Consider the following 25,852-nt stretch of genomic DNA (forward strand, 5'->3'; position numbering starts at 1 on the left):
ATCTGGGAGCAGTTCTTGAATAAACCACTTTTTAAAAAAAGTGCGATCGCTATCGCATTGACCGTCGCGTTCTCGCAGCACGCCATCGCTCAGCAAGCCGCTGAAGCCGAACCTAAGCTCCAACGCGTTGAAATTACCGGTTCCAGCATCAAGCGTACCGACAACGAAGCTTCCGCCTCGGTCCAGATCCTGAACCGCGACGACATCGAGCGTACCGGTGAGCACACTGTGCTCGGCATCCTGCGTTCGTCGTCGGCCACCAGCACTAGCATCGATTCGGCAACCGCCAGCTCGGGCAGCTTCGCGACCGGTTCGTCCGGCGTCAGCATGCGCGGCCTGGGCAAGGTGTCGACGCTGATCCTGGTCAATGGTCGCCGCATCGCTTCCTATGGTCTGGCCGACGGCGCCCAGCAAAACTTCACCAATCTGGATGCGATCGCCAGCGAAGCGGTCGAACGCATCGAGATCCTGAAAGACGGCGCATCGGCTATCTACGGCTCCGACGCCATCGCCGGCGTGGTCAACATCATCCTGCGCAAGGACTACGAAGGCGGCCGGGTTTCGGTCAACTACACCACCGCCGACGGCTTCCAGGATAGCCGCAGCCGCAACGCTTCGGCCATCTACGGCTATGGCGACATCGACAAGCAAGGTTTTAATACCTACGTGACCTTCGAAGGTTACAAGAGCGACGGCTTCACCATCGGCGAACTGCGCAACAAGTATCCGACCTGGAACCGCCAGACCCCGGGTCGTTCGACCTGGGATGCCAAGAGCACCTACTCGCCGACCGGTAACTACTTCCTGAGCAGCACCAACATCGTTGCCGCCAAAGGTTGCCCAGCCGACCAGATCGACCCAGCCGACAAGCTGTGCAAATGGGACGCGCTGCCGTACTCCGGCCTGGCCACCAACGCCAAGCGCTACGCCGCCGTCAGCAACACCCATTTCAAGATCGGCGCCAACATCGACGCCAACCTTGAAATCACCAATGCCGGCGCCAGCAACGACTACATCGTTACCCCGTTCAGCTCCAACAATGGCGGCACCACCACCGCCACCAGCGTCTGGTACAACGCGGTCGCCGGCAAGATGGTCGGTCCGTTCTCGTATCCGAAACTGCCAGTTGGCAACAATGGCAACCCTTACACCTTCCCGGTTGAGTACCGCGCCCGCCTGCTGGACACCGGCGACGGCTTCAACTTCAACCGCACCGAGTCGGACCAGACCCGCGTCATGCTGGCACTGAACGGCACCATCGGCGAATTCGACTGGAAATCGGCGGCCGGTTACATGGACTCGGCGGCCACCAAGGCCACCCGCGCTGTCAGCGCCAAGGGCTACACCGACGCGATCGTCAACAACACCTATAAGTTCGGCCAGAAAAACGATACGGCGCTGCTGGAATCGATGTTCCCGGTCCGTACCACCAAGGGCAAGTCGAAGATTTCCTTCTTCGACGCCACCGTCTCGGGCGCCGTGGCGCAACTGCCGGCCGGTCCGCTGAGCATTGCAGTGGGTACCGACCTGCGTCGTGAATCGTATGAAATGTCGAGCTCGGACAACGTCCTGAACGGCGAGCTGGTCGGCGTGTTCGGCCTGCAAGTCAAGGATACCGTCAGCCACTACGCCGTGTTCACCGAAGCGACCATCCCGGTCGTCAAGAAGGTGGAACTGAGCGCCGCCCTGCGCGCCGACAAGACCAGCGGCAACGAAGCCCACATTTCGCCTAAGGTCGGCCTGAAATACAACGTCACCGACGCTCTGCTGCTGCGCGGCACCGCATCGGGCGGCTTCCGCGCGCCGAACATCGTCGAATCCGGCAATGGCCTGGGCCGCAGCTCGGTGGCTACCAACGTGGTCGACCCACGTCGCTGCCCGATCGCCTCGGACCTGAACAACCTGGTGCAGAACTCCAAAACCGCGAGCGCGGTCGACAAGCAGCAAGCCAACACCTATCGCAACTTCGACTGCCTGTCGTCGCTGCCGAGCTTTGTCAAGTCGAACCCCGACCTGAAGCCGGAAACCTCGCGTTCGTACACGCTGGGCATGGTGTTTGAACCGGTCAAGAACTGGACCCTGGCCCTCGACTACTACAACATCGAGCGCAAGGATGAGATCGGCACCCGTTCGGTTGGCGACGTGCTGAAAAACGAAGCCGCGCTGCCTGCCGGCCAGTTGATCCGCGTAGACAACACCGCCACCGACAACGAGTTCCTGGCGCTGGTGAAGAAATACGCTCCGGGCACCACCACCACCTTCCAGGGCATCGGCAAGCTGGGCCTGGTGTACAACCCGTATGTCAACTCCGGCAAGACCCGTGCTTCCGGCTTTGACTTCGACCTGACCGGCCGCATCAAGATCGCCAACGTTGGCGACCTGCGCCTGAAGATGGAAGGCACTTACGCGTTGAACTACCAGTCCTTCGTGGTGGCCGACAACGCCTACGGCATGAATGCGGCCGGCAACTACGACATCGGCGCGCGTCTGCGCACCAAGCTGCGTGCTTCGATGAAAGTTGGCGCGTTCGACCATGGCGCTACGCTGAACTACACCAGCGGCTACAGCCTGAACAGCGACGATACGCCAGACTACTGCATCACCAACAAGGTGGCGCCGGAGAACATGGCCGCTTGCAACCGTGTACGCAGCACCACCACCGTGGACTACAACCTGGCCTACACCGGTATCAAGAACGTCAAGCTGAGCCTGTTCATCAACAACCTGTTGAACCAGGATTCGCCGATCAACTATCGCGACGGCTACGCTGTGGCGGGCAATCCGCTGCCGCTGTTCCGCACCTTCGGTGTGAACGCCGCCTACACCTTCTAATCGCTTAGAACTGGAAGGCTGAAAGCCGGGCACTTGCTGCCCGGCTTTTTTTTTCGTCTGTTGCTGCTGGACAGGGGCGCGCCGTAGCGCTAGAGTCGCTTGCCAAATACTCGACCGTAACGACCATGCTTGCTGCGCTGGACCACCACCTGCTCGACCATTCCGCCCGCCAGGGCTTGCACGGCCGGACACGCTTCGCGGCCGAGTTCCTGTACTTCGGCCTGAAGGAGGCGAGGGCTTGCCTGTTCGTCGCGCTGTTCTTCGGCGCCGTGCTGCTGACGCCGCGCGCCGGCGTGCTCGGCTTGCCGCGCTACGATGTGCTGCTGATCGTGGCGCTGGCGATCCAGCTCGGCATGGTGTGGGCCGGGCTGGAGACCTGGGACGAGCTGAAGGCGGTCAGCCTGTTCCATGTGGTCGGCTTCGCGCTGGAAGTGTTCAAGGTGTCGGGCACGATCCAGTCATGGAGCTATCCCGACTTCGCCTACGCCAAGCTGTGGGGCGTGCCGCTGTTCTCGGGCTTTATGTACGCGGCGGTGGGCAGCTACATCATCCAGGCCTGGCGCCTGTTCGACTTGCGCATCCGGCATCATCCGCCGTACTGGATGGCGGTGCTGATCGCCGTGCTGATCTATGCGAATTTCTTTACCCACCATTACATCGGCGACTACCGCTGGTACCTGGCGACCTGCGCGCTGGGCCTGTACGCCCGCACCACGGTGGTGTTCCGGCCGCTGGACCGCGAGCGCCGCATGCCGATGCTGCTGGCCTTCGTGCTGATCGGCTTCTTCATCTGGCTGGCCGAGAACCTGAGCACCTTCTGGGGCGTGTGGCGCTATCCCAACCAGCTGGGCGCGTGGTCGGCGGTGCACGTGAACAAATGGAGCTCGTGGTCGCTGCTGGTGGTGATGACCTTCACCATCGTCGCCCACCTCAAGCACATCAAGGCCAGCATCCACGTGCCCGAGCATTGACAGCCCGCCGCCGGGGCGGGCGTGGCGCGGGGTTAGCCGGGCTTGCGGCGGCGCGCCATGAGGCCGAGGAACATCAGCCCGGCGCCCAGCATGGCGTAGCCTTCCGGCTCCGGCACCGAAGGTATCGGATCGGGAGTGAAGATCCAGGCTTGGGATGTCGTATAAATATTCCAGAAGAGGTACTGTGCGTCGTCGCTATTGTTCGCATACTCGAACAGAAAGTCGCCGCTGTACCCTGCCTGGCTGGTGAGTGCGTCCAGACTGACATTTTTGGAAAAATACCCGAGCTCCGCATGGTCGCTGCCCAATCTGGACAGTGAGGCGGCCGTCCGTGCGAGTCCCTGTCCGTTCTCCACCCCCGCATCGCGCTGGGCGAAGCCGGCCGCATGGCCGGAAAGGCTGATCGCGCTATGCGGCAGCAGCCAAAAAGTCATGCTTTGCCAAATGTTGGCTCGCGCGTCCGTAGGCATGTAAGGAGGCGGAATATTGCTACTTTCCGCGCGTGCCCGGAGGTCGCCGAAGTCACCGGTGCTAATCCACGCTTTTCTGTCCAGGTCGGTACGAGAGTCGCTTACTGCCCGGAAATCACTGTAGTCCTTGAAGGTGGCGAAGCCGGCCTCGACCTCATATGCGGTTTGGCGGTACTTCACCGTGATGCCGCCGGCCTGGGCGTCGCCGGGCGTCAGATCGGTCACCTGGAATTGAAGATTGGTCACGGATGAGCCGGCATTGGTCAGCGCCGCCTGGCTGAGCGGCGCGGTCAGCGAAAGGGTCAGTCCCAGCGTGGCGGCGAGGGCGAGGTGTTTCATTTTCATGGGATGCTCCGACGGTAGGGGCAGGGCGCCCGGGGTGAAAATGTTATCATATTTTTATTGTTAAAAATAAAATATAACGGATAAGGCAATCAGTGTCCCGGCCTTCCCTCCCTGCCGCGCAAATCGGCGGCGCGAAACCCGACATACCCCGTATTAAGTTGTTGCGTCAAGGGTCTTTTCGCGCTACACTAGCCGGCTTCGGTATGGATACGTCTTTTTATTGGTCCGTACTAATTTTAGTAGTTCAACATATCCCCGCCCAATCGTAGGTGGGAATTGGAGAAAAAATGAGCCTTGGCCTTCTCGGTCGCAAGGTTGGTATGATGCGCATCTTCACCGATGACGGGGATTCGATCCCAGTCACCGTGTTGGACGTATCGAACAACCGTGTTGCGCAAATCAAAACTCCTGAAACCGACGGTTATACCGCGGTTCAGGTCGCATTCGGTCAACGTCGCGCTTCCCGCGTAACGAAGGCTGTTGCTGGTCACCACGCTAAAGCCGGTGTCGAAGCTGGTACTCTGTTGAAAGAGTTCCGCGTTGACGCAGCTAAAGCCGCCGAACTGAAAGCTGGCGACGTAGTTGCTGCTTCCCTGTTCGAAGTCGGTCAGAAGATCGACGTTCAAGGTGTCACGATCGGTAAAGGCTACGCCGGTACCATCAAGCGTCACCACTTTGCTTCGGGCCGTGCTACCCACGGTAACTCCCGTTCGCACAACGTTCCAGGTTCCATCGGTATGGCGCAAGATCCAGGCCGCGTGTTCCCTGGTAAGCGCATGACCGGTCACCTCGGTGACGTCACCCGCACGGTGCAGAACCTCGAAATCGCCCGTATCGATGCCGACCGTCAGCTGCTGCTGGTCAAAGGCGCGATCCCAGGCGCGAAAAATGGCCAGGTTGTTGTATCGCCTGCTGTCAAAGTTAAAGCAAAGAAGGGAGCTTAAACGATGGAACTCAAGCTCTTGAACGCTCAAGGTCAAGCCGCCTCTAACGTAGCTGCCGCCGATACCATCTTCGGCCGTGACTACAACGAAGCCCTGATCCACCAAGTCGTCGTTGCTTACCAAGCCAATGCTCGCAGCGGCAACCGTAAACAAAAAGACCGTGAAGAAGTCCACCACACGACCAAGAAGCCATGGCGCCAAAAAGGTACCGGCCGTGCTCGTGCTGGTATGTCGTCGTCGCCACTGTGGCGCGGCGGTGGTCGCATCTTCCCGAACTCGCCTGACGAGAACTTCACCCACAAAGTGAACAAGAAGATGTATCGCGCAGGTATCTGCTCGATCCTGTCCCAGCTGGCCCGCGAAGATCGCCTGACGATCATCGAAGACCTGACGATCGAAGCGCCAAAGACCAAGCTGCTGTCGCAAAAGCTGACCGGCATGGGCTTTGACTCGGTACTGATCATCACCGACGTCGCCAACGAAAACCTGGAACTGGCATCGCGTAACCTGCCTAACGTACTGGTTGTTGAACCACGTCACGCAGATCCAATGTCCCTGGTGTTCTACAAGAAGATCCTGGTCACCAAAGCTGCACTGGCTAAGATTGAGGAGATGCTGGCATGAGCGCATTGAAATTTAGCGAAGAGCGCCTGATGAAGGTGCTGCTGGCTCCGGTCATTTCCGAAAAGGCCACCATGGTCGCGGAAAAGAACGAACAGATCGTGTTCCGTGTAACCACCGACGCGACCAAGCCAGAAATCAAAGCCGCTGTTGAACTGCTGTTCAAAGTGGAAGTGGAATCGGTGCAGACCGTCAACCGCGAAGGTAAGCAGAAGCGTTCCGGTGCTCACACCGGCCGCCGCAACCATACCAAGCGTGCTTTCGTGTGCCTGAAACCTGGCCAGGAAATCAATTTCTCCGAGGAGGCTAAATAATGGCACTCGTTAAGATGAAGCCAACCTCCCCAGGCCGTCGCGGCATGGTGAAAGTTGTGAACCCGGACCTGTACAAAGGTCGTCCGTTCGCAGCCCTGGTTGAGAAAAAATCGAAAACTGCTGGTCGTAACAACAACGGCCACATCACCACCCGCCACATCGGCGGTGGTCACAAGCAGCACTATCGCCTGATCGACTTCAAGCGTCAGAAGGATGGCATTCCAGCGAAAGTGGAACGTATCGAATACGATCCAAACCGCACCGCGAATATCGCCCTGCTGTGCTACGCCGACGGCGAACGCCAGTACATCATCGCAACCAAGGGCATGTCCGTTGGCGATGCGGTGATGAATGGTTCGGAAGCGCCGATCAAGTCGGGCAACTGCCTGCCGATCCGCAACATCCCGGTCGGTACCGTCATGCACTGCGTCGAAATGCTGCCAGGTAAGGGTGCCCAAATGGCCCGTTCCGCCGGCGCCGGCGTGGTCCTGATGGCCCGTGACGGCACCTACGCTCAGGTTCGCCTGCGTTCGGGTGAAGTGCGTCGCGTGCACATCGAGTGCCGTGCAACCGTGGGTGAAGTCGGCAATGCCGAACACAGCCTGCGTAAAATCGGTAAAGCTGGCGCGATGCGCTGGCGCGGTGTTCGTCCTACCGTTCGCGGTGTGGTCATGAACCCGGTCGATCACCCGCACGGTGGTGGTGAAGGTAAAACTGCAGCTGGTCGTCATCCAGTGTCGCCTTGGGGCCAACAGACTAAGGGTAAGAAGACCCGCAGCAACAAGCGTACTTCTTCCATGATCGTCTCGCGCCGCGGCAAGAAATAAGGGGTAGCACATGACTCGTTCATTGAAAAAAGGGCCGTTCTGTGACGCCCACCTGGTGAAAAAAGTCGAAGCCGCGCAAGCTGCCAAAGACAAAAAGCCAATCAAAACCTGGTCCCGTCGTTCGACCATCATGCCTGACTTCATCGGCCTGACGATCGCCGTCCACAATGGCAAGCTGCACGTGCCAGTGTACGTTTCCGAGAACATGGTTGGTCACAAGCTCGGTGAATTCGCGCTGACCCGCACGTTCAAGGGCCATGCCGCTGACAAGAAGGCGAAGAAATAATGGAAACCAAAGCTATCCTCAAGGGTGTGCGCTTGTCGGATCAAAAAGGTCGCCTCGTGGCTGACCAGATCCGCGGCAAGAAAGTTGACGCTGCACTCAACATTCTGCAATTCAGCCCAAAAAAGGGCGCGACCATCATCAAGAAAGTGCTGGAGTCCGCAATCGCGAACGCCGAGCACAATGATGGCGCCGACATCGACGAACTGTTCGTAAAAGTCATTTACGTCGAAAAGGGCCCGATCCTGAAGCGCTTCACTGCACGCGCTAAGGGCCGGGGCGATCGCATCTCGAAACAATCGTGTCACATTTACGTGACCGTCGGCAACTAAGGAGCTAAAAATGGGTCAAAAAATTCACCCAACCGGCTTCCGCCTGTCGGTTACCCGTAACTGGGCATCGCGTTGGTACGCGGGCAACAGCAACTTCGCTTCGATGCTGAACGAAGATCTGAAGGCGCGCGCTTACCTGAAGACCAAGCTGAAGAACGCTTCGGTCGGCCGCATCGTTATCGAGCGTCCAGCCAAGAACGCACGCTTCACGATCTACAGCTCGCGTCCAGGCGTGGTCATTGGTAAAAAAGGCGAAGACATCGAAGTGCTGAAGTCGGCGCTGACCAAGATCATGGGCGTTCCTGTCCACGTGAACATCGAAGAAATCCGCAAGCCGGAAATCGACTCGCAACTGATCGCCGATTCCATCGCTCAACAGCTGGAAAAACGCATCATGTTCCGTCGCGCCATGAAGCGCGCGATGCAAAACGCCATGCGTCTGGGTGCCCTGGGCATCAAGATCATGTCGTCGGGTCGTCTGAACGGTATCGAAATCGCTCGTAAAGAGTGGTATCGCGAAGGCCGTGTGCCACTGCACACCCTGCGCGCCGATATCGACTACGGCACCAGCGAAGCTTCGACCACCTACGGCATCATCGGTGTCAAGGTGTGGGTATACAAGGGTGACCGCGCGCCTAACGGCGATGCGCCAGTCATCGATACCCCGCCGGACGAGAAGAAGCCACGTGGCCCACGTCGTGACGACGGCAAACCAGCTGGCCGTCCGCGTCCAGCAGGCGCCGGCGCCAAGCCAGCGGCTCCAGGCGCTCGTGTTCGCACTGCCGCCAAGCCGGCCGAGAAAGCAGGAGAATAATCATGCTGCAACCAGCACGCAGGAAGTATCGTAAAGAGCAGAAAGGCCGCAACACCGGCATTTCGCATGGCACCGGCACTTCGGTGTCGTTCGGTGAGTTCGGTCTGAAAGCCGTTGCCCGTGGTCGTATCACGGCACGCCAGATCGAAGCCGCACGTCGCGCCATGACCCGTCACATCAAACGTGGTGGCCGTATCTGGATTCGTATCTTCCCGGACAAGCCAATTTCGAACAAGCCTGCCGAAGTCCGTATGGGTAACGGTAAGGGTAATCCGGAATACTACGTCGCTGAAATCCGTCCGGGCAAAGTCCTGTACGAAATGGACGGCGTAGACGAAGTACTGGCGCGCGAAGCATTCCGCCTGGCCGCTGCCAAACTGCCACTGGCGACCACCTTCGTGGTCCGTCAAGTCGGCCAATAACAGGAGTGAAATATGAAAGCATCTGAACTCCGCGGCAAAGACCAGGCAGCTCTGCAAAAAGAGCTGAATGACCTGTTGAAGGCCCAGTTCGGCCTGCGTATGCAAACCGCTACGCAGCAGCTGAGCAACACTTCGCAGCTCAAGAAGGTACGTCGCGATATCGCACGTGTAAAAACGGTAATGAACACGAAGGAAGCCAAATGACCGAACCAGTAAAGTCGCTCAAGCGCACCCTGATCGGTAAAGTGGTGTCCGACAAGATGGACAAAACCGTCACCGTTCTGATCGAACGTCACGTCAAGCATCCTTTGTACGGCAAGATCATCGTGCGCTCGAACAAGTATCACGCGCACGACGAGACCAACCAGGTGAAAGCCGGTGACACGGTGGAAATCGTGGAAGGTCGTCCGATCTCCAAAACGAAGGCATGGACCGTGACGCGCGTGGTGCAAGCCGCGCAAATCGTTTAATTGAAGTCGTCGCCTCCGGTCTTCGGGCCGGGGGCGATTTTCAATTAGTTCTTGCAAGCCCGCGAGTTGTATGTAATACTTGCGGGCTTCGTTCATGTAACGCCGCAAAGTGTCTGGCCACAGACGCTGAACCGTGCGGTCAGTAGCAAGACGAAGGTCAAGCACCCAAACAGTGGGCTCTTCATGAGCGCTCTGGCGGGACCAAGACTGACCGCAGGTCCGCATTGTGTGGATTCTTCGGCTTAAGTTGGGAAAGAGAATACTATGATTCAAACTGAAAGCCGGCTCGAAGTGGCTGACAATACCGGTGCCAAAGAAGTAATGTGCATCAAGGTATTGGGCGGCTCCAAGCGCCGTTATGCTGGCATTGGCGACGTGATCAAGGTAACCGTTAAGGTTGCTGCGCCACGTGGTCGTGTCAAAAAAGGTGAAATTTATAACGCCGTGGTAGTGCGCACCGCTAAAGGTGTTCGCCGCCAAGACGGTTCCCTGGTGAAGTTCGACGGCAACGCTGCCGTTCTGCTGAACGCCAAGCTGGAACCGATCGGTACCCGTATTTTTGGACCAGTGACGCGCGAGCTGCGTACTGAAAAGTTCATGAAGATCGTGTCCCTGGCACCGGAAGTCCTGTAAGGAGTCGTAATGGATAAGATTCGTAAAAACGACGAAGTCATCGTTCTGACCGGGAAAGACAAGGGCAAACGTGGCGTCGTTCAGCAGCGTATCGATGCTGAGCATGTCGTGGTTGAAGGCGTCAACGTCGCTAAAAAAGCGACCAAGCCTAACCCAATGACTGGCGTACAAGGTGGTATCGTCGATAAGACTATGCCGATTCACGTGTCCAACGTTGCATTGTTCAATGCAGCGACTGGCAAGGCAGACCGTGTCGGTTTCAAAGAAGTGGATGGCAAAAAAGTCCGCGTCTTCAAATCGTCCGGCGAAGTAGTGAAGGCTTAAGAAATCATGGCACGTCTCCAAGAATTCTATAAAGAAAAAGTCGTCGCTGACCTGACCGCGAAATTCGGTTACAAGTCGGTGATGGAAGTTCCACGTCTGACCAAGATCACCCTGAACATGGGTGTTGGTGAGGCCATCGCGGACAAGAAAGTCCTCGAACACGCTGTCGGCGACCTGACTAAGATTGCTGGCCAGAAGCCAGTGACCACCAAGTCGCGCAAAGCTATCGCGGGTTTCAAAATCCGTGAAGGCTACCCGATCGGTACCATGGTCACCCTGCGCGGCGCTCGCATGTACGAGTTCCTGGATCGCTTCATCACCGTGGCTCTGCCGCGCGTGCGCGATTTCCGTGGTGTCAATGGCCGTTCGTTCGATGGTCGTGGTAACTACAACATCGGTGTCAAAGAGCAGATCATCTTCCCGGAAATCGAGTACGACAAGATCGATGCGCTGCGTGGTATGAATATTTCGATCACCACCACCGCCAAGACCGACGACGAAGCGAAAGCTCTGCTCGCCGCCTTTAAATTCCCGTTCAGGAACTAAGAAGATCATGGCAAAACTCGCACTGATTAACCGTGAGCAGAAACGCGTCGACCTGGCAAACAAGTTTGCTGCCAAGCGCGCTTCGCTGAAGGCCATCATTGATGACCAGTCGAAGTCGGAAGAAGAACGTTACGAAGCGCGCCTGAAACTGCAAGCGCTGCCACGTAACTCGGCTCCGACCCGCCAGCGTAACCGCTGCGCCGTCACCGGTCGTCCACGCGGCACCTTCCGTAAATTCGGTCTGGGCCGTATCAAGCTCCGTGAATTCGCCATGCGTGGTGAGATCCCGGGTATGACTAAAGCAAGCTGGTAATAGGAGAATATGCAATGAGTATGAGCGATCCTATCGCCGATATGCTGACCCGCATTCGTAACGCCCAAGGCGTGCAAAAGACGACCGTGGCCATGCCATCGTCGAAAGTTAAAATTGCGATTGCCAACGTCCTCAAGGACGAGGGTTACATTGAAGATTTCGCCGTAGCCGAAGCTGGTGGCAAAGCGGAACTGAAAATCGGTTTGAAGTATTATGTTGGCCGTCCCGTCATTGAGCGCCTTGAGCGCGTGTCCCGTCCGGGCCTGCGCGTCTACAAGGGCAAAGACGAGATCCCTACTGTGATGAATGGCTTGGGTGTGGCGATCGTGTCGACTCCGCAAGGCGTCATGACTGACCGCAAAGCACGCGCTACCGGTGTCGGCGGCGAAGTTATTTGCTACGTCGCATAAGGAGTTAGACATGTCTCGTGTAGCTAAAATGCCAATCGCTGTGCCAGCTGGCGCTGAAGTCGCCATCTCCGCAGCAGCGATCACCGTCAAGGGCCCGCTGGGCGTCTTGACCCAGGCCCTGAACGGCCAGGTAACGGTGGAAAACAATGCAGGAACCCTGAGCTTTGCCGCCGCTAATGACAGCCGCGAAGCCAATGCCATGTCCGGTACGCTGCGCGCACTGGTCAACAACATGGTCACTGGCGTGACCAAGGGTTTCGAGAAAAAGCTGAACCTGGTTGGTGTGGGTTACAAGGCGCAAGCGCAAGGCGACAAGCTGAATCTGTCGCTGGGCTTCTCGCACCCTGTAGTGCACTCGATGCCAGCCGGCGTCACCTGCGCAACCGCAACGCCGACGGAGATCATCATCAAAGGGATCGACCGTCAGCAAGTGGGCCAAGTGGCTGCTGAAGTTCGCGCTTACCGCTCCCCTGAGCCTTACAAGGGCAAGGGCGTCCGTTATTCGGACGAAGTGGTTAAGATTAAAGAAACCAAGAAGAAGTAACTAGGGGCTGACGATGGACAAGAAAGAATCACGTCTGCGCCGCGGACGCCAAACCCGGATCAAGATCGCGCAACAGAAAGTGAACCGCCTGTCGGTACACCGCACTAACCTGCATATCTACGCGAACCTGATCTCGCCGGATGCCAAAATTCTGGTATCGGCGTCCACGGCAGAAGTCGAAGTGCGCAACGAACTGGCTGGCAAATCGGGCAAGGGCGGCAACGCTGCTGCTGCCGCGATCGTCGGCAAGCGCGTCGCAGAGAAAGCACTGAAAGCAGGGATTACCGAAGTCGCGTTCGACCGCTCCGGTTTCCGTTACCACGGCCGTGTGAAGGCGCTGGCAGAAGCCGCGCGCGAAGCCGGTCTGAAGTTCTAAGGAACGATCATGGCAAAAATGCAAGCAAAAATGGCAAGCGACAAGCCGGATGACGGCATGCGCGAAAAAATGATCGCGATCAACCGCGTGACCAAAGTGGTCAAGGGTGGTCGTATCATGGGTTTCGCCGCGCTGACCGTGGTTGGTGACGGCGATGGCCGCATCGGCATGGGCAAGGGCAAGTCGAAGGAAGTCCCGGTTGGTGTGCAAAAGGCAATGGAAGAAGCCCGTCGCAACCTGATCAAGGTCAACCTGAAGAACGGCACCCTGCAGCACACCGTTACCGGTCGTCACGGCGCGTCGAAAGTAATGATGTCGCCTGCTAAACCAGGTACCGGCGTCATCGCTGGCGGCGCAATGCGCGCAATCTTCGAAGTAATGGGCGTGACCGACGTCGTGGCGAAATCCACCGGCTCGAGCAACCCTTACAACCTGGTTCGCGCCACGCTGGATGGTCTGGCAAAAATGAGTACTCCTGCTGAGATTGCTGCGAAACGCGGCAAGTCGGTAGAAGAGATCCTGGGCTAAGGTGGACATTATGACAACTAAAACCGTCAAAGTACAATTGGTCAAGGGCTTGATCGGCACGCGTGAAGACCACCGTGCCACCGTTCGCGGTCTGGGTCTGCGTCGTGTTAACTCGGTCGCCGAGTTGCAGGACACCCCATCCGTGCGCGGCATGATCAACAAAGTCTCGTACCTCGTTAAAGTAGTTGCGTAAGCCCCCGGGCTTACACACGGAGAAATCATGGAACTGAATACCATACAACCAGCCGATGGCGCTAAGCACTACAAGCGTCGCGTCGGCCGCGGTATCGGCTCCGGTCTGGGTAAAACCTCGGGCCGTGGTCACAAGGGTCAAAAATCGCGTTCGGGCGGCTTCCACAAAGTCGGTTTCGAAGGCGGTCAGATGCCTCTGCAACGCCGTCTGCCTAAGCGCGGTTTCAAGTCGCTCAACGCCACCTTCAAAGCTGAAGTGCGTCTGTCCGACCTGAACAACCTGGCCGTTGGCGACATCGACATCCTGGTCCTGAAGCAAGCTGGCGTACTGGGCGTGCTGGCACGCGACGTACGCGTCATTCTGTCCGGCGAGATCACCAAAGCGGTGAACCTCAAAGGCCTGAAAGTGACCGCTGGCGCGAAAGCCGCCATCGAAGCAGCCGGCGGCTCGGTAGCCTGAGTTGACCGCTAACAGCTTGATCGGAGCGAAAATTGGCGACTAATCCACAATTGGCTAAAAGTGCAGCAGCTGGTTTCCCTTGGGGCCGGCTCTGGTTCTTGCTTGGCGCATTGGTGGTTTATCGTATCGGCGCTCACATCCCGGTTCCCGGGATCGATCCGGTACAATTGGCCTCGCTGTTCAAGTCGCAAGAGGGCGGCATCCTGGGCATGTTGAACATGTTCAGCGGTGGCGCTCTGGCGCGCTTCACAGTCTTTGCGCTGGGTATCACGCCTTACATCTCGGCCTCGATCATCATGCAGCTGGTGTCGATCGTGTCTCCGCAGATGGAAGCGCTCAAAAAAGAAGGCGAAGCTGGCCGTCGCAAGATCACCCAGTACACCCGGTATTTCACGGTGGTGCTGGCTACGTTCCAAGCGTTGGCCATCGCAGTCGCACTGGAGTCGCAAGCAGGTCTGGTGCTGGATCCAGGCTATGCATTCCGTTTCGTGACGGTCGTTACGCTGTTGACCGGAACCATGTTCGTGATGTGGTTGGGCGAGCAGATTACCGAGCGCGGTCTCGGTAACGGCATCTCGATCATCATTTTCGCGGGTATCGCTGCCGGTCTGCCGGGCGCGCTGGCGGGCTTGGCCTCGTCGGTGAGCAACGGTTCGATCGGTGCCTTCTCCGCGATCATCATCATGATCCTGGTTGTGGCGGTGACGTTCTTGGTGGTATTTGTGGAACGTGGCCAACGCAAGATTCTGGTGAACTATGCGAAACGCCAGGTGGGTAACAAGATTTACGGTGGACAAACGTCGCACCTGCCATTGAAGTTGAATATGGCCGGCGTGATCCCACCGATCTTCGCTTCGTCGATTATCTTGTTCCCAGCAACGATCGTGGACTGGTTTACGAAGGGCGCCGATACGGCCAACCCGGCGGTCCGGTTCCTGAAAGATTTGGCAGCATCGATGGGGCCAGGCGAGCCCATCCACGCACTGTTGTACGCCATTGCGATCGTGTTTTTCTGTTTCTTCTATACAGCGCTGGTCTTCAACAGCAAAGAAACAGCGGACAACTTGAAGAAGAGCGGGGCCTTTGTGCCAGGGATACGTCCCGGTGAGCAGACTGCCCGTTACATCGACAAGATCCTGACACGTTTGACACTGGCTGGCGCCATCTACATCACTTTGGTGTGTTTGTTGCCGGAATTCATGCAAGCCGAGTGGAAAGTACCGTTCTATTTCGGCGGCACTTCTCTGTTGATTATTGTGGTTGTTACCATGGATTTCATGGCGCAAGTGCAAAACTACGTGATGTCGCAGCAATATGAATCGCTGCTGCGCAAAGCAAATTTCAAGGGCGGAATTCCGACGCGATAAGCGCGGTAAACATACCGAATGGCAAAAGACGACGTCATACAGATGCAGGGCGAGATTCTTGAGAATCTCCCGAATGCAACATTTCGAGTGAAGCTGGAAAACGGACACGTGGTGCTCGGGCATATTTCGGGTAAAATGCGGATGAACTATATCCGCATTCTTCCTGGCGACAAGGTGACGGTAGAGCTGACACCTTACGACCTGAGCCGCGCACGCATCGTGTTCCGGACCAAGTAACTATAAATCGAACCAAGAAGAGAGAGCAAAATGAAAGTTAACGCCTCAGTCAAGCGGATCTGCCGCAACTGCAAGATCATCAAGCGCAAGGGCGTTGTTCGCGTAATCTGCGTCGAACCACGTCACAAGCAGCGTCAAGGTTAATAACCGTTATTTATCGAGGAATAACGAATGGCACGTATTGCAGGGGTTAATATCCCCAATCATCAGCACACCGTAATCGGCCTGACGGCCATCTACGGTGTAGGCCGTCCACGCGCAAAGTTCATCTGCGCCGCAACGGGTATCGCGACCACTAAAAAGGTCAAAGATCTGGACGACAGCGAACTGGAAAAGCTGCGCGATGAAGTAGCTAAATTCATCGTCGAAGGCGACCTGCGTCGTGAGCTGTCCATGAACATCAAGCGTTTGATGGATCTGGGTTGCTACCGCGGCATGCGTCACCGTAAGGGCCTGCCGGTCCGCGGTCAACGCACCCGCACCAATGCACGTACCCGCAAGGGCCCGCGCAAAGCCGCTCAATCGCTCAAGAAATAATCTAGGGAAATCACATGGCTAAGCAACAAAGCAGCGCAGCAGCAGCGCGCGTACGCAAGAAGGTCAAGAAGAACGTTGCCGAAGGTATCGCGCACGTTCACGCTTCCTTCAACAACACCATCATTACCATCACCGACCGTCAGGGCAACGCTCTGTCGTGGGCGACCTCCGGTGGTGCTGGCTTCAAGGGTTCGCGTAAATCGACCCCGTTCGCAGCGCAGGTTGCGGCTGAAGCAGCTGGTAAAGTCGCAGTCGAATGCGGCGTGAAGAACCTGGAAGTACGCATCAAGGGCCCTGGTCCTGGTCGTGAATCCGCAGTGCGCGCACTGAACAACCTGGGCATCAAGATCACCGAGATCCAGGACGTTACCCCAGTACCGCACAACGGCTGCCGTCCTCCAAAACGTCGTCGTATCTAATAGTCCGGTCGGCGGCGAAGTTCGCTTCGCCTCCTTCCGACTAGAAGAAATCGCTGGAGCAGGAGACCGGAAACGGTTATACTGCCCGGCTGTTGTCGCCTGTCGAACAGCGTTCGGCGGGTTATTCGCATTTTGAGCCACCGTCTGGCCCACCCTGAGGATCAGACTAGCGCCTAACCATCGCAGGATGGCTGGGGCGTTATTATTTAAAAAAAGGAAGCATCGTGGCACGTTATATCGGACCTAAAGCAAAACTCTCCCGTCGTGAAGGTACTGACCTGTTCCTGAAGAGCGCACGTCGCTCGCTGGACAGCAAGTGCAAACTGGACGTCAAACCAGGCCAGCACGGCGTGAAATCGGGTGCCCGCACCTCGGACTACGGCAACCAACTGCGCGAAAAGCAAAAAGTTAAGCGTATGTACGGCGTTCTGGAACGTCAGTTCCGTCGCTACTTCGCAGAAGCCGACCGTCGCAAAGGCAACACCGGCGAAACCCTGCTGAAGCTGCTGGAAACCCGCCTGGACAACGTTGCATACCGCATGGGCTTCGGCTCGACCCGCGCTGAAGCGCGTCAGCTGGTATCGCACAAAGCGTTCACCGTGAACGGCCAAGTGGTCAACATCGCTTCGTACGTGGTTAAAGTCGGCGACGTCATCGCTGTTCGTGAAAAATCGAAAAAGCAAGTGCGTATCGTTGAAGCGCTGTCGCTGGCTGAACAAGTTGGCATGCCAGCTTGGGTGTCGGTCGATGCCAAGAAAATGGAAGGTACTTTCAAGTCCCTGCCAGAGCGCAATGAGATCGCCAACGACGTCAACGAATCGCTGATCGTCGAACTGTACTCGCGTTAATCTGTAGTCTAAGTAGCACCAAAACCCGCCCGCTGTGACCAGCGGGCGTTTTCACTAATGCCATCAGCCTTATCGGCCTAACGCGCCGAGGGTATTGAAGAGGACATTTACATGCAAAACAGTCTGTTGAAGCCACGTATTATCGATGTAGAGGCGCTGGGCGCCGGCCACGCTAAAGTAGTGATGGAGCCGTTCGAACGCGGCTATGGCCATACATTGGGTAATGCGCTGCGCCGCGTACTGCTGTCGTCGATGGTGGGCTACGCGCCGACCGAAGTGACGATCGCGGGCGTTGTACACGAATACTCGTCGCTCGACGGCGTGCAGGAAGACGTCGTTGACCTGCTGCTGAACCTGAAGGGCGTGGTCTTTAAAGTCCACAACCGTGACTCCGTCACCCTGACCCTGAAAAAGGAAGGCGAAGGCGCCATCCTGGCTTCGGACATCGATCTGCCACACGACGTGGAACTGATCAATCCGGACCACGTGATCGCCCACCTGACCGCCGGCGGCAAACTGGACATGCAGATCAAAGTCGAAAAAGGCCGTGGCTATGTGCCGGGTAACGTTCGCCGCCTGTCCGAAGACACCAACAAGACCATCGGCCGCATCATTCTGGATGCATCGTTCTCGCCAGTACGCCGCGTTTCCTACTTCGTCGAGTCCGCTCGCGTGGAACAGCGTACCGACCTGGACAAGCTGATCATCAACATCGAAACCAACGGCGTCATCTCGCCGGAAGAAGCGATCCGTCAATCGGCCCGCGTGCTGGTCGATCAACTGAACGTGTTCGCCGCCCTGGAAGGCACCGAAGCCGCTGCTGAAGCTCCTTCGCGCGCACCGCTGGTCGATCCTATCCTGCTGCGTCCAGTGGACGACCTGGAACTGACCGTGCGTTCGGCCAACTGCCTGAAAGCCGAAAACATCTACTACATCGGCGACCTGATCCAGCGTTCGGAAAACGAACTGCTGAAGACGCCGAACCTGGGCCGCAAGTCCCTGAACGAAATCAAGGAAGTGCTGGCATCCCGCGGCCTGACCTTGGGCATGAAGCTGGAAAACTGGCCGCCTGCAGGCCTGGAAAAATAATCACTATTGCGTCGTCCCCGCGAAAGCGGGGACCCATGCCGAGCATGCTCAGTATGGACTCCCGCCTGCGCGGGAGCGACGCGGTTGCAGTACCGTCTCTGGCATGTTGCCCGGGGCGTATATCCCTAGAACCGGTCCGCGCTCACGGCTAACGTGAGCGATCGAAGAACTCGGATTTAAACACCTGAAAGGAAGTACCATGCGTCACCGTCACGGCCTCCGTAAACTGAATCGTACCTCGTCCCACCGTCTGGCAATGCTGCGCAACATGACCGTTTCCCTGCTGCGTCATGAAGCCATCAAAACCACGCTGCCAAAAGCTAAAGAGCTGCGCCGCGTAGTTGAGCCTATCCTGACCATGGGCAAGACCGACACCCTGGCTAACAAGCGTCTGGCATTCGCCCGTCTGCGCGATCGTGAAATGGTTCTGAAGCTGTTCGCAGAACTGGGCCCACGCTACGCAAACCGCAACGGCGGCTACCTGCGCATCCTGAAAATGGGTTTCCGTGTTGGCGACAACGCTCCTATGGCTTACGTTGAGCTGATGGACCGTCCAGAAGTCACCGACATCGACGCAGCGCCAACCGCAGAAGAGTAATCTTCGCCGTTGTCACCGTGTTATGAAGAAAGCCAGGCTCTGCCTGGCTTTTTTTATTTCAGGCGCTGATCGCCGGCCGCCTTGAACTCCGAGCCGGCGTTCCAGGTCGGCGTCGTCCCCTGGGCGATATCCAGCCCCACCTGGAACAGCAGCTGGATGTCCTGCACGCCGCCGCGGAAGTCCCAGTCGCCGCGGACATTGTCCGTCACCTGGTGGTAGTCATGCGCGACATAGCTGTCGACCACCTCGTGCGCATACGTGTCCGGCTGGTCCAGGAAGCCGCTGCGGGCCTTGGTGTACAGCACCGGCACGCCCGCGCGCGCGAACTCCAACTGGTCGGCGCGGTAGAAGCTGCCCAGTTCCGGCCGTGCATCCTTCGCCATCAACCGGCCCTGCGCGGCCGCATACTTGACCAGCAGTTCGTCGATGCTGGAATGGCCCGAGGTCACGTTCTCGATCTGCGCCGTCTTGCCCCAGGCGTTGATGCCGTCGATATTGATGTTGGCCACCGTCCGCTTGAGTGGATACAGCGGATGGGCCGCATAGTATTTCGCCCCCAGCAGGCCGCGTTCCTCGGCCGTGGTCGCCAGGAACAGGATGGAGCGCTTGGGCGCCTTCGGCAGCGTCTTGTAGGCCTTGGCCAGCGCCAGCAACGCGGCGGTGCCGGACGCGTTGTCCAGCGCGCCGTGATAGATCTGCTGCGTGCGCGTGCCCGGCAGGCGCTGGTCGATGCCCAGGTGGTCCCAATGCGCGCTGTAGATCACGTACTCATGCTTGAGCTTGGGATCGCTGCCCTCGATCAGGCCCAGCACATTGTTCGAATTGACCGTGCGCGCCGTGTTCTCCACCTTGAAGTCGGCCGTGCCCTTCAGGCTGACGGGGCGGAAGTCCTTGCTCAGCGCCTGCTGCTTGAGCGTGTCGAAATCGTAGCCGGCCGCCGCCATCATCTGTTTTGCCTTGTCCAGCTGGATCCAGCCCGGCACCGCCGGCGCATCGGGATCGGCGCCGTCGTGCAGCAGGCTGAACTGCTCGCCATTGCCGCCGCTGCGCACCACGTCCCACGGATAGGCCGCCGGCTTGGTCTCGTGGATGATGATGGCCGCCGCCGCGCCCAGTTTGGCGGCGATCTCGTATTTGTAGGTCCAGCGGCCGTAGTAGGTCATGGCGCTGCCCTTGAACATGGCCGGATCCAGCCGGGACGGGTCTTTCGGATCGGGCACGGCCGGATCGTTGATCAGCATCAGGATGGTCTTGCCGCGCACGTCGACGCCCTTGTAGTCGTCCCAGCCGTACTCGGGCGCCTGCACGCCGTAGCCGACAAACACGATCTCGGAATTGCCGACGCTGACGCTGGTGGGCTGGCTGGTCGAATGGGCCACGTAGTCTTCCGGGAAGTTCAGCGCCACCGTCCGGCCGCCTATCGTGTAGCTGAAGCTGGGCGTCGGTTGCAGGCCGCGCATCGGCACCGCCTGGGTCCAGCCGCCGTTGGGGTTGCCCGGCTTCAGTCCCAGCTTCTTGAACTGTTGCTGCAGGTAAGCCACGGTCTTGGCCTCGCCCGGCGAACCCGGCGCGCGGCCCTCGAAATCATCGGACGCCAGCGTCTTGATGTGGTCCAGCAAATCCTGTGGCGACACGCTGGCCAGCGCCTTGGCGGGCGCCTGGGCGCATGCGGCGCCGGCGGTCAGGGTTAGGGTTAGGGCGGAAAACAGCAGGGGACGTAGTGCGGTCATTGCTTGCTCCATCGCGGGAAAAAGCTGAGTTTAGCAGGCTTTAAGACTGGCCTCAGGCGCGAAAGGTAGCCTCGGTGTACTATGCTGGTGCTCGTTTCGTTGAAAGAAAACTCATGCTTCGTATTGCCCGCCTGCTCGTGTCGCTGCTGTCGCTGATCGCCCTGTTGATGGCGCGTCCCGCGCTGGCCGACGACGGCTTCCTGGAACCCGATGCGGCGTTCAAGTTCTCGGCCCGCATGGTCGATGGCCATACCGTGTCGGTCAGCTTCCAGATCGCCGATGGCTACTATATGTACCGGGAGCGCTTCAAGTTCAGCGCCAACGGCGCCAAGCTGGGCGCGCTGTCGATACCGGCCGGCACCGTGCATTTCGATGAAACCTTCGGCAAGAATGTCGAGACCTATCGCAAGAGCGTCACCATGACGCTGCCGGTCGACGTCGACGGCTCGTTCACGCTGATGGCGGTCGGGCAGGGCTGCTCGGACAAGGGCCTGTGCTACGCGCCGCAGGATTACAAGATCCAGCTGGTCGGCAGCGGCTCGGTGCCGTTGCCGGCCGCGCCCGCCGGCGCCAAGCCTGCAGCCGCCACAGCCACCACCGCCGCAGTGGCAACAACTCCAATCAACGCCACAGCGGCGCCGCTGACCGTGCTGCCGGCAGCGAGCGCACCGGCCGCCGGCGCAGCGCCAGCCGCCAGCACCACGGCCAGTGAAGGCAAGCCTGCGGCGTTGACGCCGGGCGTCACCATCCGCGCCATTCCGATGCCGACCGCCACCATCCTGCCGCCGCTGAAGCCGCCGGCGGCAGCCGTGCCGGTCAGCGATTCCGGCCACCTGGAAGCGGCGCTCAAATCGGGCAAGCTGCTGGTCATCCTGCCGTTGTTCGCCTTGCTGGGCCTGGGCCTGTCGTTCACGCCCTGCGTGCTGCCGATGGTGCCCATCCTGTCGTCGATCATCGTCGGCGAGGGCGCCAACAGCAGCCGTGGACGCGGCCTGCTGTTGTCGGTCACGTATTCGCTCGGCATGGCCATCGTCTACACCGCGCTGGGCGTCGCCGCCGGCCTGGCGGGCGAGGGCTTGGCCGCCGCGCTGCAAAACCCGTGGGTGCTGGGCGGCTTCGGCCTGCTGATGGCGGCGCTGTCGCTGTCGATGTTCGGCGTCTACGAGCTGCAAGTGCCGGCCGCGCTGCAATCCAAACTGAGTACGGTGTCGAACCGTCAATCTTCCGGCAAGCTGGCCGGCGTGTTCGTGATGGGCGCGATCTCGGCGCTGATCGTCGGTCCTTGCGTGGCCGCGCCGCTGGCCGCCGCGCTGGTCTACATCAGCCAGAGCCGCGACATCGTCATCGGCGGCAGCGCCCTGTTTGCGATGGCGGTCGGCATGAGCGTGCCGCTGATGCTGGTCGGCGTCTCGGCCGGCGCCTTGCTGCCGCGCGCAGGCATGTGGATGGACGCGGTCAAGCGCTTCTTCGGCGTGCTGATGCTGGCGATGGGCTGGTGGCTGGTGTCGCCGGTGCTGCCGGCCGCGGTGCAGATGATGGGCTGGGCCGCGCTGTTGGTCGGCTACGGCATGTACCTGCTGATGAATCGGGGTAAGTGGGTGGCCAAGTCGGTCGGCCTCGTCGTTGCCGTGCTGGGCCTGATGCAGCTGGTGGGCGTGGTCAGCGGTGGTCGCGACCCGCTGGCGCCGCTGGCGCATCTGACCGGCGGCAAGCACGAAGCGCCATTGGCCTTCCAGCGCATCAAGACTGTGCAACAGCTCGACGCGGTGCTGGCGCAGACCGGCGGCAAGACCGCCGTGCTGGACTTCTACGCCGACTGGTGCGTGTCCTGCAAGGAAATGGAAAAACTGACCTTCGTCGATCCGCAAGTGCGCGCCCGGTTGGCCAACAGCGTGCTGCTGCAAGTGGACGTGACCGCCAACGACGCCGACGACAAAGCCATGCTGAAACGCTTCGGCCTGTTCGGCCCGCCGGGCATCATCCTGTTCGACAAGCAAGGCAAGGAAATCGACGGCGCCCGCGTCATCGGCTTCCAGGATGCGGCCAAGTTTACGGCGTCCCTGTCCCGGTTGAACTAAGTTCCGTCACTCCCGCGCAGGCGGGAGTCCATAAGGCCGCTGCGTTGCCGGCTCAGCATGGATTCCCACTTGCTTGGGAAGTCACGTCCCCCAATGGGGGGCGTGACGCTGTTTAGCCGCGCTGGCCGTGCCAGCCGCCGCGTGGGCCGAAGTGATGGCCGCCATGCGCGCCGCCCCTGCTGTGGTCGTCAAAGATGGCTTTCTGCTCGGCCGTCAGCTGGCCGTAGAACGCCGTCAGCGCGGCCAGGTGCGCCTCCATCTTGACCTGATGTTGCTTGCTCAGGTCCAGCATCTTGGCCATGCGGTCCGGCGCCGACATCTTGGCGATCGCCGCGCGGTCCGGCAAGGTGCCGCCGGTCGCGGCCGGCCCGATGGCCGCCTGGTAGGTGGCCCACGCCGATTCCTGCTGCGCCGTCAGTTTCAGCAGATCGTGCATCTTGGCCTGGCGCTTGGCGTACATCTCCGCCATCTTGGCCTGCATCTGCTCCTTGTTGACAGCGGCGCCGTGACGGCCGGCCGGCGGCGCCGAATTTTCCGCCTGCGTTTGAGCCTGCGCTGCCGCCATGCCCAGCACGGTAAAACCGATCAATATGCTTTTGCGTAAGACGTTCATGGTCGTTCCTCTATCATTGAAAGTTAGGTATCGCGACGCATTTGGCACCGCGCTTGAATGCATAGTGGCAGCGCAAGGTTGCCGCCAAGTTTCGCGGGCCTGAGATTTTGTATCCAGATGTTTCGCCCCTAGGGGGATATACAAGACGATACAATTGGTGATTGGTCACGCACCGTCTAACTGGGGATAATTAGCACATGGAACCCACATCAACTATCTTGATCGTAGACGACGATCGCGACATCCGCACTTTGCTGGCCGACTACCTCGAATCGAATGGCTACCGCGCCCTGTGCGCCGCCGACGGCACCGCCATGTGGAAGCTGCTCGACGAAGGCCGGCCCGACCTGGTGGTGCTCGATCTCAACCTGCCCGGCGACGACGGCCTGACCCTGTGCCGCAAGCTGCGCGCCCACTCCACGCTGCCCGTCATCATGCTGACCGCCCGCAACGAACCGCTGGACCGCATCCTCGGCCTGGAAATGGGCGCCGACGATTACCTGCCGAAACCGTTCGAACCGCGCGAGCTGCTGGCGCGCATCCGCAGCGTGCTGCGCCGTAGTAACGCGATGCCGGTCGGCAGCGGCGCCGAGAAGGCGCAACAGCTGCGCTTCTCCGGCTGGACGCTGGACCTGACCGCGCGCCACCTGCTCAATCCGGACGGCATCGTCATCATGCTGTCGGGCGCCGAATTCCGCCTGCTCAAGGTCTTCCTCGAACATCCGAACCGCGTGCTCAACCGCGACCAACTGCTCAACCTGACCCAGGGCCGCGACGCCGATCCCTTCGACCGCTCGATCGACATCCAGATCAGCCGCCTGCGCCAGAAGCTGGGCGAGGATGCGCGCCTGCCGCAAATCATCAAGACCGTGCGCAACGGCGGCTACGTGCTGGCCGGCACCGTCAGCGTGGAGCCGCAAGCGTGAAAGTCTTCTTCGGATCCATGACCGGGCGGGTGTTCCTGATCCTGCTGCTCGGTATCGTCGCCTCGGCGGCGCTGACCCAGTGGCTGGCGGTGGGCGAACGCACGCGCGCGCTGGAGCGCTACCGCGACTTCCACGCGCTGGAGCGCGCCGAACAATTGATCACCACGGCGGACGTGCTGCCGGAAGCCTCGCGCCCGACCTACCTGCGCATGGCCAACCGCGGCACCGTCCGGCTGGAGGCGACCGACATGCCGCTGGCCACCGCGCTGCCGCCGACCGAGTTTTCCTCCACCCTGCAGCAGCGCCTGGGCGCGGGCTACAAGCTGGGTCCGTTGGCCGAGCATCCGGCCGCCTGCGACCTGCCGCGCAAGAGCAACAACATCTTCGCGCCGAGCCAGTGGCGCGGCACCTGCGAAACCATGAACGTGCAGCTGCACGACGGCCAGGTGCTCAAGCTGTCCGTGCTGCCGCCGCGCGCGCCGCCGCCGTCGGGTCATAGCGAGCTGATGGCCATGCTGCCCTTCCTGTTCAGCATTGCCGCGCTGGCCTACCTGGTGACCCGCATGACCGTGCGTCCGCTCAAGCAGCTGGCGCAGGCCGCCAAGGACCTGGGCAACGACATCAACCACGCGCCGGTGGCGCTGAGCGGCGCGGCCGAGATCCGCCAGGCCAGCGCCGCCTTCAACGCCATGCAGGCGCGCATCCGCCAGCACATCATGCAACGCACGCAGATGCTGGCGGCCATCACCCACGACCTGCAAACCCCGCTGACCCGCCTGCGCCTGCGGCTGGAAAAGGTCGGCGACCAGGAATTGCAGCAGCGCCTGATCGACGACCTGTCGGCGATGCAGCAAATGGTCAAGGAAGGCCTGGACCTGGCGCGCAGCATGGACACCACCGAAACCATGCAGGCGCTGGATCTCGATTCGCTGCTCGACAGCGTGTGCAGCGACGCCACCGACGGCGGCCAGCAGGTCGAACTGCGCGGCCGCGCGGCGATGGCGCTGATGGGCCGGCCGCTGGCGATACGCCGCTGCCTGGTCAACCTGATCGACAACGCCGTCAAGTATGGCCACTACGCCAATGTCACCGTCGAGCGCATGGTGGGCGCGGCCCGCATCCGCATCCGCGACGGCGGCCCCGGCATCGACCAGGACCAGATGGCGCGCGTGTTCGAACCGTTCTACCGCATCGAAACCTCGCGCTCGCGCGAATCGGGCGGCACCGGCCTGGGGCTGACCATCGCCCGCAACATCGCCGAACAGCACGGCGCCAACGTCATGCTGTCCAACCATGCGGACGGCGGCCTGGAAGTCACCTTGATCGTGCCCGAATACTACGCCGGCGCCTAAACCCCGCGCCCAACTCCAGCCCGGAAAAAAGCGCCCGCCGATGGCCACGGCGCGGTTTTCCCGGCAAATACTATGCGACAATATTCC

The 25,852-nt window shown here is 59.7% G+C and carries 36 protein-coding genes; 33 read left to right on the forward strand and 3 right to left on the reverse strand.

What is annotated here, in order from left to right:
- Positions 1-15 precede the first annotated feature (15 nt).
- Complete coding sequence (locus V6M89_RS11150; protein WP_332853253.1) at positions 16-2,832, forward strand: TonB-dependent receptor plug domain-containing protein; 2,817 nt, start codon at positions 16-18, stop codon at positions 2,830-2,832.
- Between the two features lie 125 nt (positions 2,833-2,957).
- Positions 2,958-3,803 (forward strand): DUF817 domain-containing protein, encoded by an 846-nt coding sequence (locus tag V6M89_RS11155; RefSeq protein ID WP_332853254.1) that lies wholly within the window; start codon positions 2,958-2,960, stop codon positions 3,801-3,803.
- A gap of 32 nt (positions 3,804-3,835) precedes the next feature.
- Here the strand turns inward: V6M89_RS11155 and V6M89_RS11160 are convergent, their stop codons facing one another.
- Complete coding sequence (locus V6M89_RS11160) at positions 3,836-4,618, reverse strand: PEP-CTERM sorting domain-containing protein (protein WP_332853255.1); 783 nt, start codon at positions 4,616-4,618, stop codon at positions 3,836-3,838.
- A 287-nt stretch (positions 4,619-4,905) separates the two neighbouring features.
- On the opposite strand from V6M89_RS11160, the gene rplC reads away from it, so the two are divergent.
- From rplC to rplQ, 28 genes are all read left to right on the forward strand, one after another.
- Positions 4,906-5,562 carry a 50S ribosomal protein L3 gene (gene rplC, locus V6M89_RS11165; RefSeq protein ID WP_020704370.1) on the forward strand — a complete coding sequence of 219 codons (657 nt, stop codon included), beginning with the start codon at positions 4,906-4,908 and terminating at the stop codon, positions 5,560-5,562.
- 3 nt (positions 5,563-5,565) lie between these two features.
- On the forward strand, positions 5,566-6,186 hold the full coding sequence (gene rplD, locus V6M89_RS11170; RefSeq protein WP_026334873.1) for a 50S ribosomal protein L4: 621 nt from the start codon (positions 5,566-5,568) through the stop codon (positions 6,184-6,186).
- Complete coding sequence (gene rplW / locus V6M89_RS11175) at positions 6,183-6,497, forward strand: 50S ribosomal protein L23 (protein ID WP_008444291.1); 315 nt, start codon at positions 6,183-6,185, stop codon at positions 6,495-6,497. Before rplD ends, rplW begins: the two co-directional genes overlap by 4 nt.
- A complete protein-coding gene (gene rplB, locus V6M89_RS11180; protein ID WP_020704372.1) occupies positions 6,497-7,324 on the forward strand; it encodes a 50S ribosomal protein L2 in 828 nt (275 codons plus the stop codon). The genes rplW and rplB overlap by 1 nt, the downstream gene beginning before the upstream one ends.
- A 10-nt stretch (positions 7,325-7,334) precedes the next feature.
- Positions 7,335-7,610 (forward strand): 30S ribosomal protein S19, encoded by a 276-nt coding sequence (rpsS, locus tag V6M89_RS11185; protein WP_008444295.1) that lies wholly within the window; start codon positions 7,335-7,337, stop codon positions 7,608-7,610.
- On the forward strand, positions 7,607-7,939 hold the full coding sequence (rplV, locus tag V6M89_RS11190; protein ID WP_173595008.1) for a 50S ribosomal protein L22: 333 nt from the start codon (positions 7,607-7,609) through the stop codon (positions 7,937-7,939). The genes rpsS and rplV overlap by 4 nt, the downstream gene beginning before the upstream one ends.
- A gap of 10 nt (positions 7,940-7,949) precedes the next feature.
- Complete coding sequence (gene rpsC, locus V6M89_RS11195; RefSeq protein WP_008444300.1) at positions 7,950-8,753, forward strand: 30S ribosomal protein S3; 804 nt, start codon at positions 7,950-7,952, stop codon at positions 8,751-8,753.
- Positions 8,754-8,755: 2 nt separating this feature from the next.
- Positions 8,756-9,175, forward strand: a complete 420-nt coding sequence (rplP, locus tag V6M89_RS11200) for a 50S ribosomal protein L16 (protein ID WP_020704376.1) — start codon at positions 8,756-8,758, stop codon at positions 9,173-9,175.
- Between the two features lie 12 nt (positions 9,176-9,187).
- Positions 9,188-9,379 (forward strand): 50S ribosomal protein L29, encoded by a 192-nt coding sequence (rpmC, locus tag V6M89_RS11205; protein ID WP_020704377.1) that lies wholly within the window; start codon positions 9,188-9,190, stop codon positions 9,377-9,379.
- Positions 9,376-9,645: a 30S ribosomal protein S17 gene (gene rpsQ, locus V6M89_RS11210; protein WP_008444314.1), complete on the forward strand. Its 270-nt coding sequence runs from the start codon at positions 9,376-9,378 to the stop codon at positions 9,643-9,645. The genes rpmC and rpsQ overlap by 4 nt, the downstream gene beginning before the upstream one ends.
- Before the next feature lie 264 nt (positions 9,646-9,909).
- On the forward strand, positions 9,910-10,278 hold the full coding sequence (gene rplN / locus V6M89_RS11215; RefSeq protein ID WP_008444317.1) for a 50S ribosomal protein L14: 369 nt from the start codon (positions 9,910-9,912) through the stop codon (positions 10,276-10,278).
- A gap of 9 nt (positions 10,279-10,287) precedes the next feature.
- Entirely contained in the window at positions 10,288-10,602 is a 315-nt protein-coding gene (gene rplX / locus V6M89_RS11220; protein ID WP_008444319.1) for a 50S ribosomal protein L24, read from the forward strand.
- 6 nt (positions 10,603-10,608) lie between these two features.
- Positions 10,609-11,148, forward strand: coding sequence for a 50S ribosomal protein L5 (rplE, locus tag V6M89_RS11225; protein WP_008444321.1), 540 nt, complete (start codon positions 10,609-10,611; stop codon positions 11,146-11,148).
- Between the two features lie 7 nt (positions 11,149-11,155).
- Complete coding sequence (gene rpsN / locus V6M89_RS11230; RefSeq protein WP_008444324.1) at positions 11,156-11,461, forward strand: 30S ribosomal protein S14; 306 nt, start codon at positions 11,156-11,158, stop codon at positions 11,459-11,461.
- A 14-nt stretch (positions 11,462-11,475) separates the two neighbouring features.
- Complete coding sequence (rpsH, locus tag V6M89_RS11235) at positions 11,476-11,871, forward strand: 30S ribosomal protein S8 (protein ID WP_008444325.1); 396 nt, start codon at positions 11,476-11,478, stop codon at positions 11,869-11,871.
- A gap of 10 nt (positions 11,872-11,881) precedes the next feature.
- Positions 11,882-12,415, forward strand: coding sequence for a 50S ribosomal protein L6 (gene rplF / locus V6M89_RS11240; RefSeq protein WP_116992807.1), 534 nt, complete (start codon positions 11,882-11,884; stop codon positions 12,413-12,415).
- A gap of 13 nt (positions 12,416-12,428) precedes the next feature.
- Positions 12,429-12,791 carry a 50S ribosomal protein L18 gene (rplR, locus tag V6M89_RS11245; protein WP_020704378.1) on the forward strand — a complete coding sequence of 121 codons (363 nt, stop codon included), beginning with the start codon at positions 12,429-12,431 and terminating at the stop codon, positions 12,789-12,791.
- Between the two features lie 9 nt (positions 12,792-12,800).
- A complete protein-coding gene (rpsE, locus tag V6M89_RS11250; RefSeq protein WP_026334874.1) occupies positions 12,801-13,319 on the forward strand; it encodes a 30S ribosomal protein S5 in 519 nt (172 codons plus the stop codon).
- Between the two features lie 10 nt (positions 13,320-13,329).
- Complete coding sequence (rpmD, locus tag V6M89_RS11255; RefSeq protein WP_036623375.1) at positions 13,330-13,512, forward strand: 50S ribosomal protein L30; 183 nt, start codon at positions 13,330-13,332, stop codon at positions 13,510-13,512.
- Between the two features lie 27 nt (positions 13,513-13,539).
- Complete coding sequence (gene rplO / locus V6M89_RS11260; RefSeq protein ID WP_116992806.1) at positions 13,540-13,971, forward strand: 50S ribosomal protein L15; 432 nt, start codon at positions 13,540-13,542, stop codon at positions 13,969-13,971.
- Between the two features lie 32 nt (positions 13,972-14,003).
- Complete coding sequence (gene secY / locus V6M89_RS11265) at positions 14,004-15,338, forward strand: preprotein translocase subunit SecY (RefSeq protein WP_008444335.1); 1,335 nt, start codon at positions 14,004-14,006, stop codon at positions 15,336-15,338.
- A gap of 18 nt (positions 15,339-15,356) precedes the next feature.
- Entirely contained in the window at positions 15,357-15,575 is a 219-nt protein-coding gene (gene infA, locus V6M89_RS11270) for a translation initiation factor IF-1 (RefSeq protein WP_005663428.1), read from the forward strand.
- A 30-nt stretch (positions 15,576-15,605) separates the two neighbouring features.
- Positions 15,606-15,719, forward strand: coding sequence for a 50S ribosomal protein L36 (rpmJ, locus tag V6M89_RS11275; protein ID WP_005663407.1), 114 nt, complete (start codon positions 15,606-15,608; stop codon positions 15,717-15,719).
- Positions 15,720-15,746: 27 nt separating this feature from the next.
- The gene (gene rpsM / locus V6M89_RS11280) at positions 15,747-16,112 is read left to right on the forward strand and encodes a 30S ribosomal protein S13 (protein WP_020704383.1); all 366 of its coding nucleotides are present in this window, start codon (positions 15,747-15,749) and stop codon (positions 16,110-16,112) included.
- A 14-nt stretch (positions 16,113-16,126) separates the two neighbouring features.
- Positions 16,127-16,531: a 30S ribosomal protein S11 gene (gene rpsK, locus V6M89_RS11285; protein ID WP_008444339.1), complete on the forward strand. Its 405-nt coding sequence runs from the start codon at positions 16,127-16,129 to the stop codon at positions 16,529-16,531.
- A 224-nt stretch (positions 16,532-16,755) separates the two neighbouring features.
- The gene (gene rpsD, locus V6M89_RS11290) at positions 16,756-17,379 is read left to right on the forward strand and encodes a 30S ribosomal protein S4 (protein WP_008444341.1); all 624 of its coding nucleotides are present in this window, start codon (positions 16,756-16,758) and stop codon (positions 17,377-17,379) included.
- Positions 17,380-17,490: 111 nt separating this feature from the next.
- The gene (locus V6M89_RS11295; protein ID WP_008444343.1) at positions 17,491-18,468 is read left to right on the forward strand and encodes a DNA-directed RNA polymerase subunit alpha; all 978 of its coding nucleotides are present in this window, start codon (positions 17,491-17,493) and stop codon (positions 18,466-18,468) included.
- 199 nt (positions 18,469-18,667) lie between these two features.
- Positions 18,668-19,066 (forward strand): 50S ribosomal protein L17, encoded by a 399-nt coding sequence (rplQ, locus tag V6M89_RS11300; protein WP_026334876.1) that lies wholly within the window; start codon positions 18,668-18,670, stop codon positions 19,064-19,066.
- Positions 19,067-19,119: 53 nt separating this feature from the next.
- On the opposite strand, the gene V6M89_RS11305 is transcribed toward rplQ, so the two are convergent.
- Positions 19,120-20,796 (reverse strand): M28 family peptidase, encoded by a 1,677-nt coding sequence (locus tag V6M89_RS11305; protein WP_332853256.1) that lies wholly within the window; start codon positions 20,794-20,796, stop codon positions 19,120-19,122.
- Positions 20,797-20,909: 113 nt separating this feature from the next.
- Between V6M89_RS11305 and dsbD the strand changes: the two genes are divergently transcribed.
- On the forward strand, positions 20,910-22,874 hold the full coding sequence (gene dsbD / locus V6M89_RS11310; protein ID WP_332853257.1) for a protein-disulfide reductase DsbD: 1,965 nt from the start codon (positions 20,910-20,912) through the stop codon (positions 22,872-22,874).
- Positions 22,875-22,986: 112 nt separating this feature from the next.
- Here dsbD and V6M89_RS11315 read toward each other — a convergent pair whose 3' ends face one another.
- Positions 22,987-23,487, reverse strand: coding sequence for a Spy/CpxP family protein refolding chaperone (locus V6M89_RS11315; protein WP_332853258.1), 501 nt, complete (start codon positions 23,485-23,487; stop codon positions 22,987-22,989).
- Positions 23,488-23,684: 197 nt separating this feature from the next.
- Here V6M89_RS11315 and V6M89_RS11320 point away from each other — a divergent pair, with 197 nt between their 5' ends.
- Complete coding sequence (locus tag V6M89_RS11320; RefSeq protein ID WP_332853259.1) at positions 23,685-24,413, forward strand: response regulator; 729 nt, start codon at positions 23,685-23,687, stop codon at positions 24,411-24,413.
- Positions 24,410-25,765 (forward strand): ATP-binding protein, encoded by a 1,356-nt coding sequence (locus V6M89_RS11325; protein ID WP_332853260.1) that lies wholly within the window; start codon positions 24,410-24,412, stop codon positions 25,763-25,765. The genes V6M89_RS11320 and V6M89_RS11325 overlap by 4 nt, the downstream gene beginning before the upstream one ends.
- Positions 25,766-25,852 lie beyond the last annotated feature (87 nt).

Source organism: Duganella sp. S19_KUP01_CR8, assembly GCF_036688705.1.
Taxonomy (GTDB): Bacteria; Pseudomonadota; Gammaproteobacteria; order Burkholderiales; family Burkholderiaceae_D; genus Rugamonas.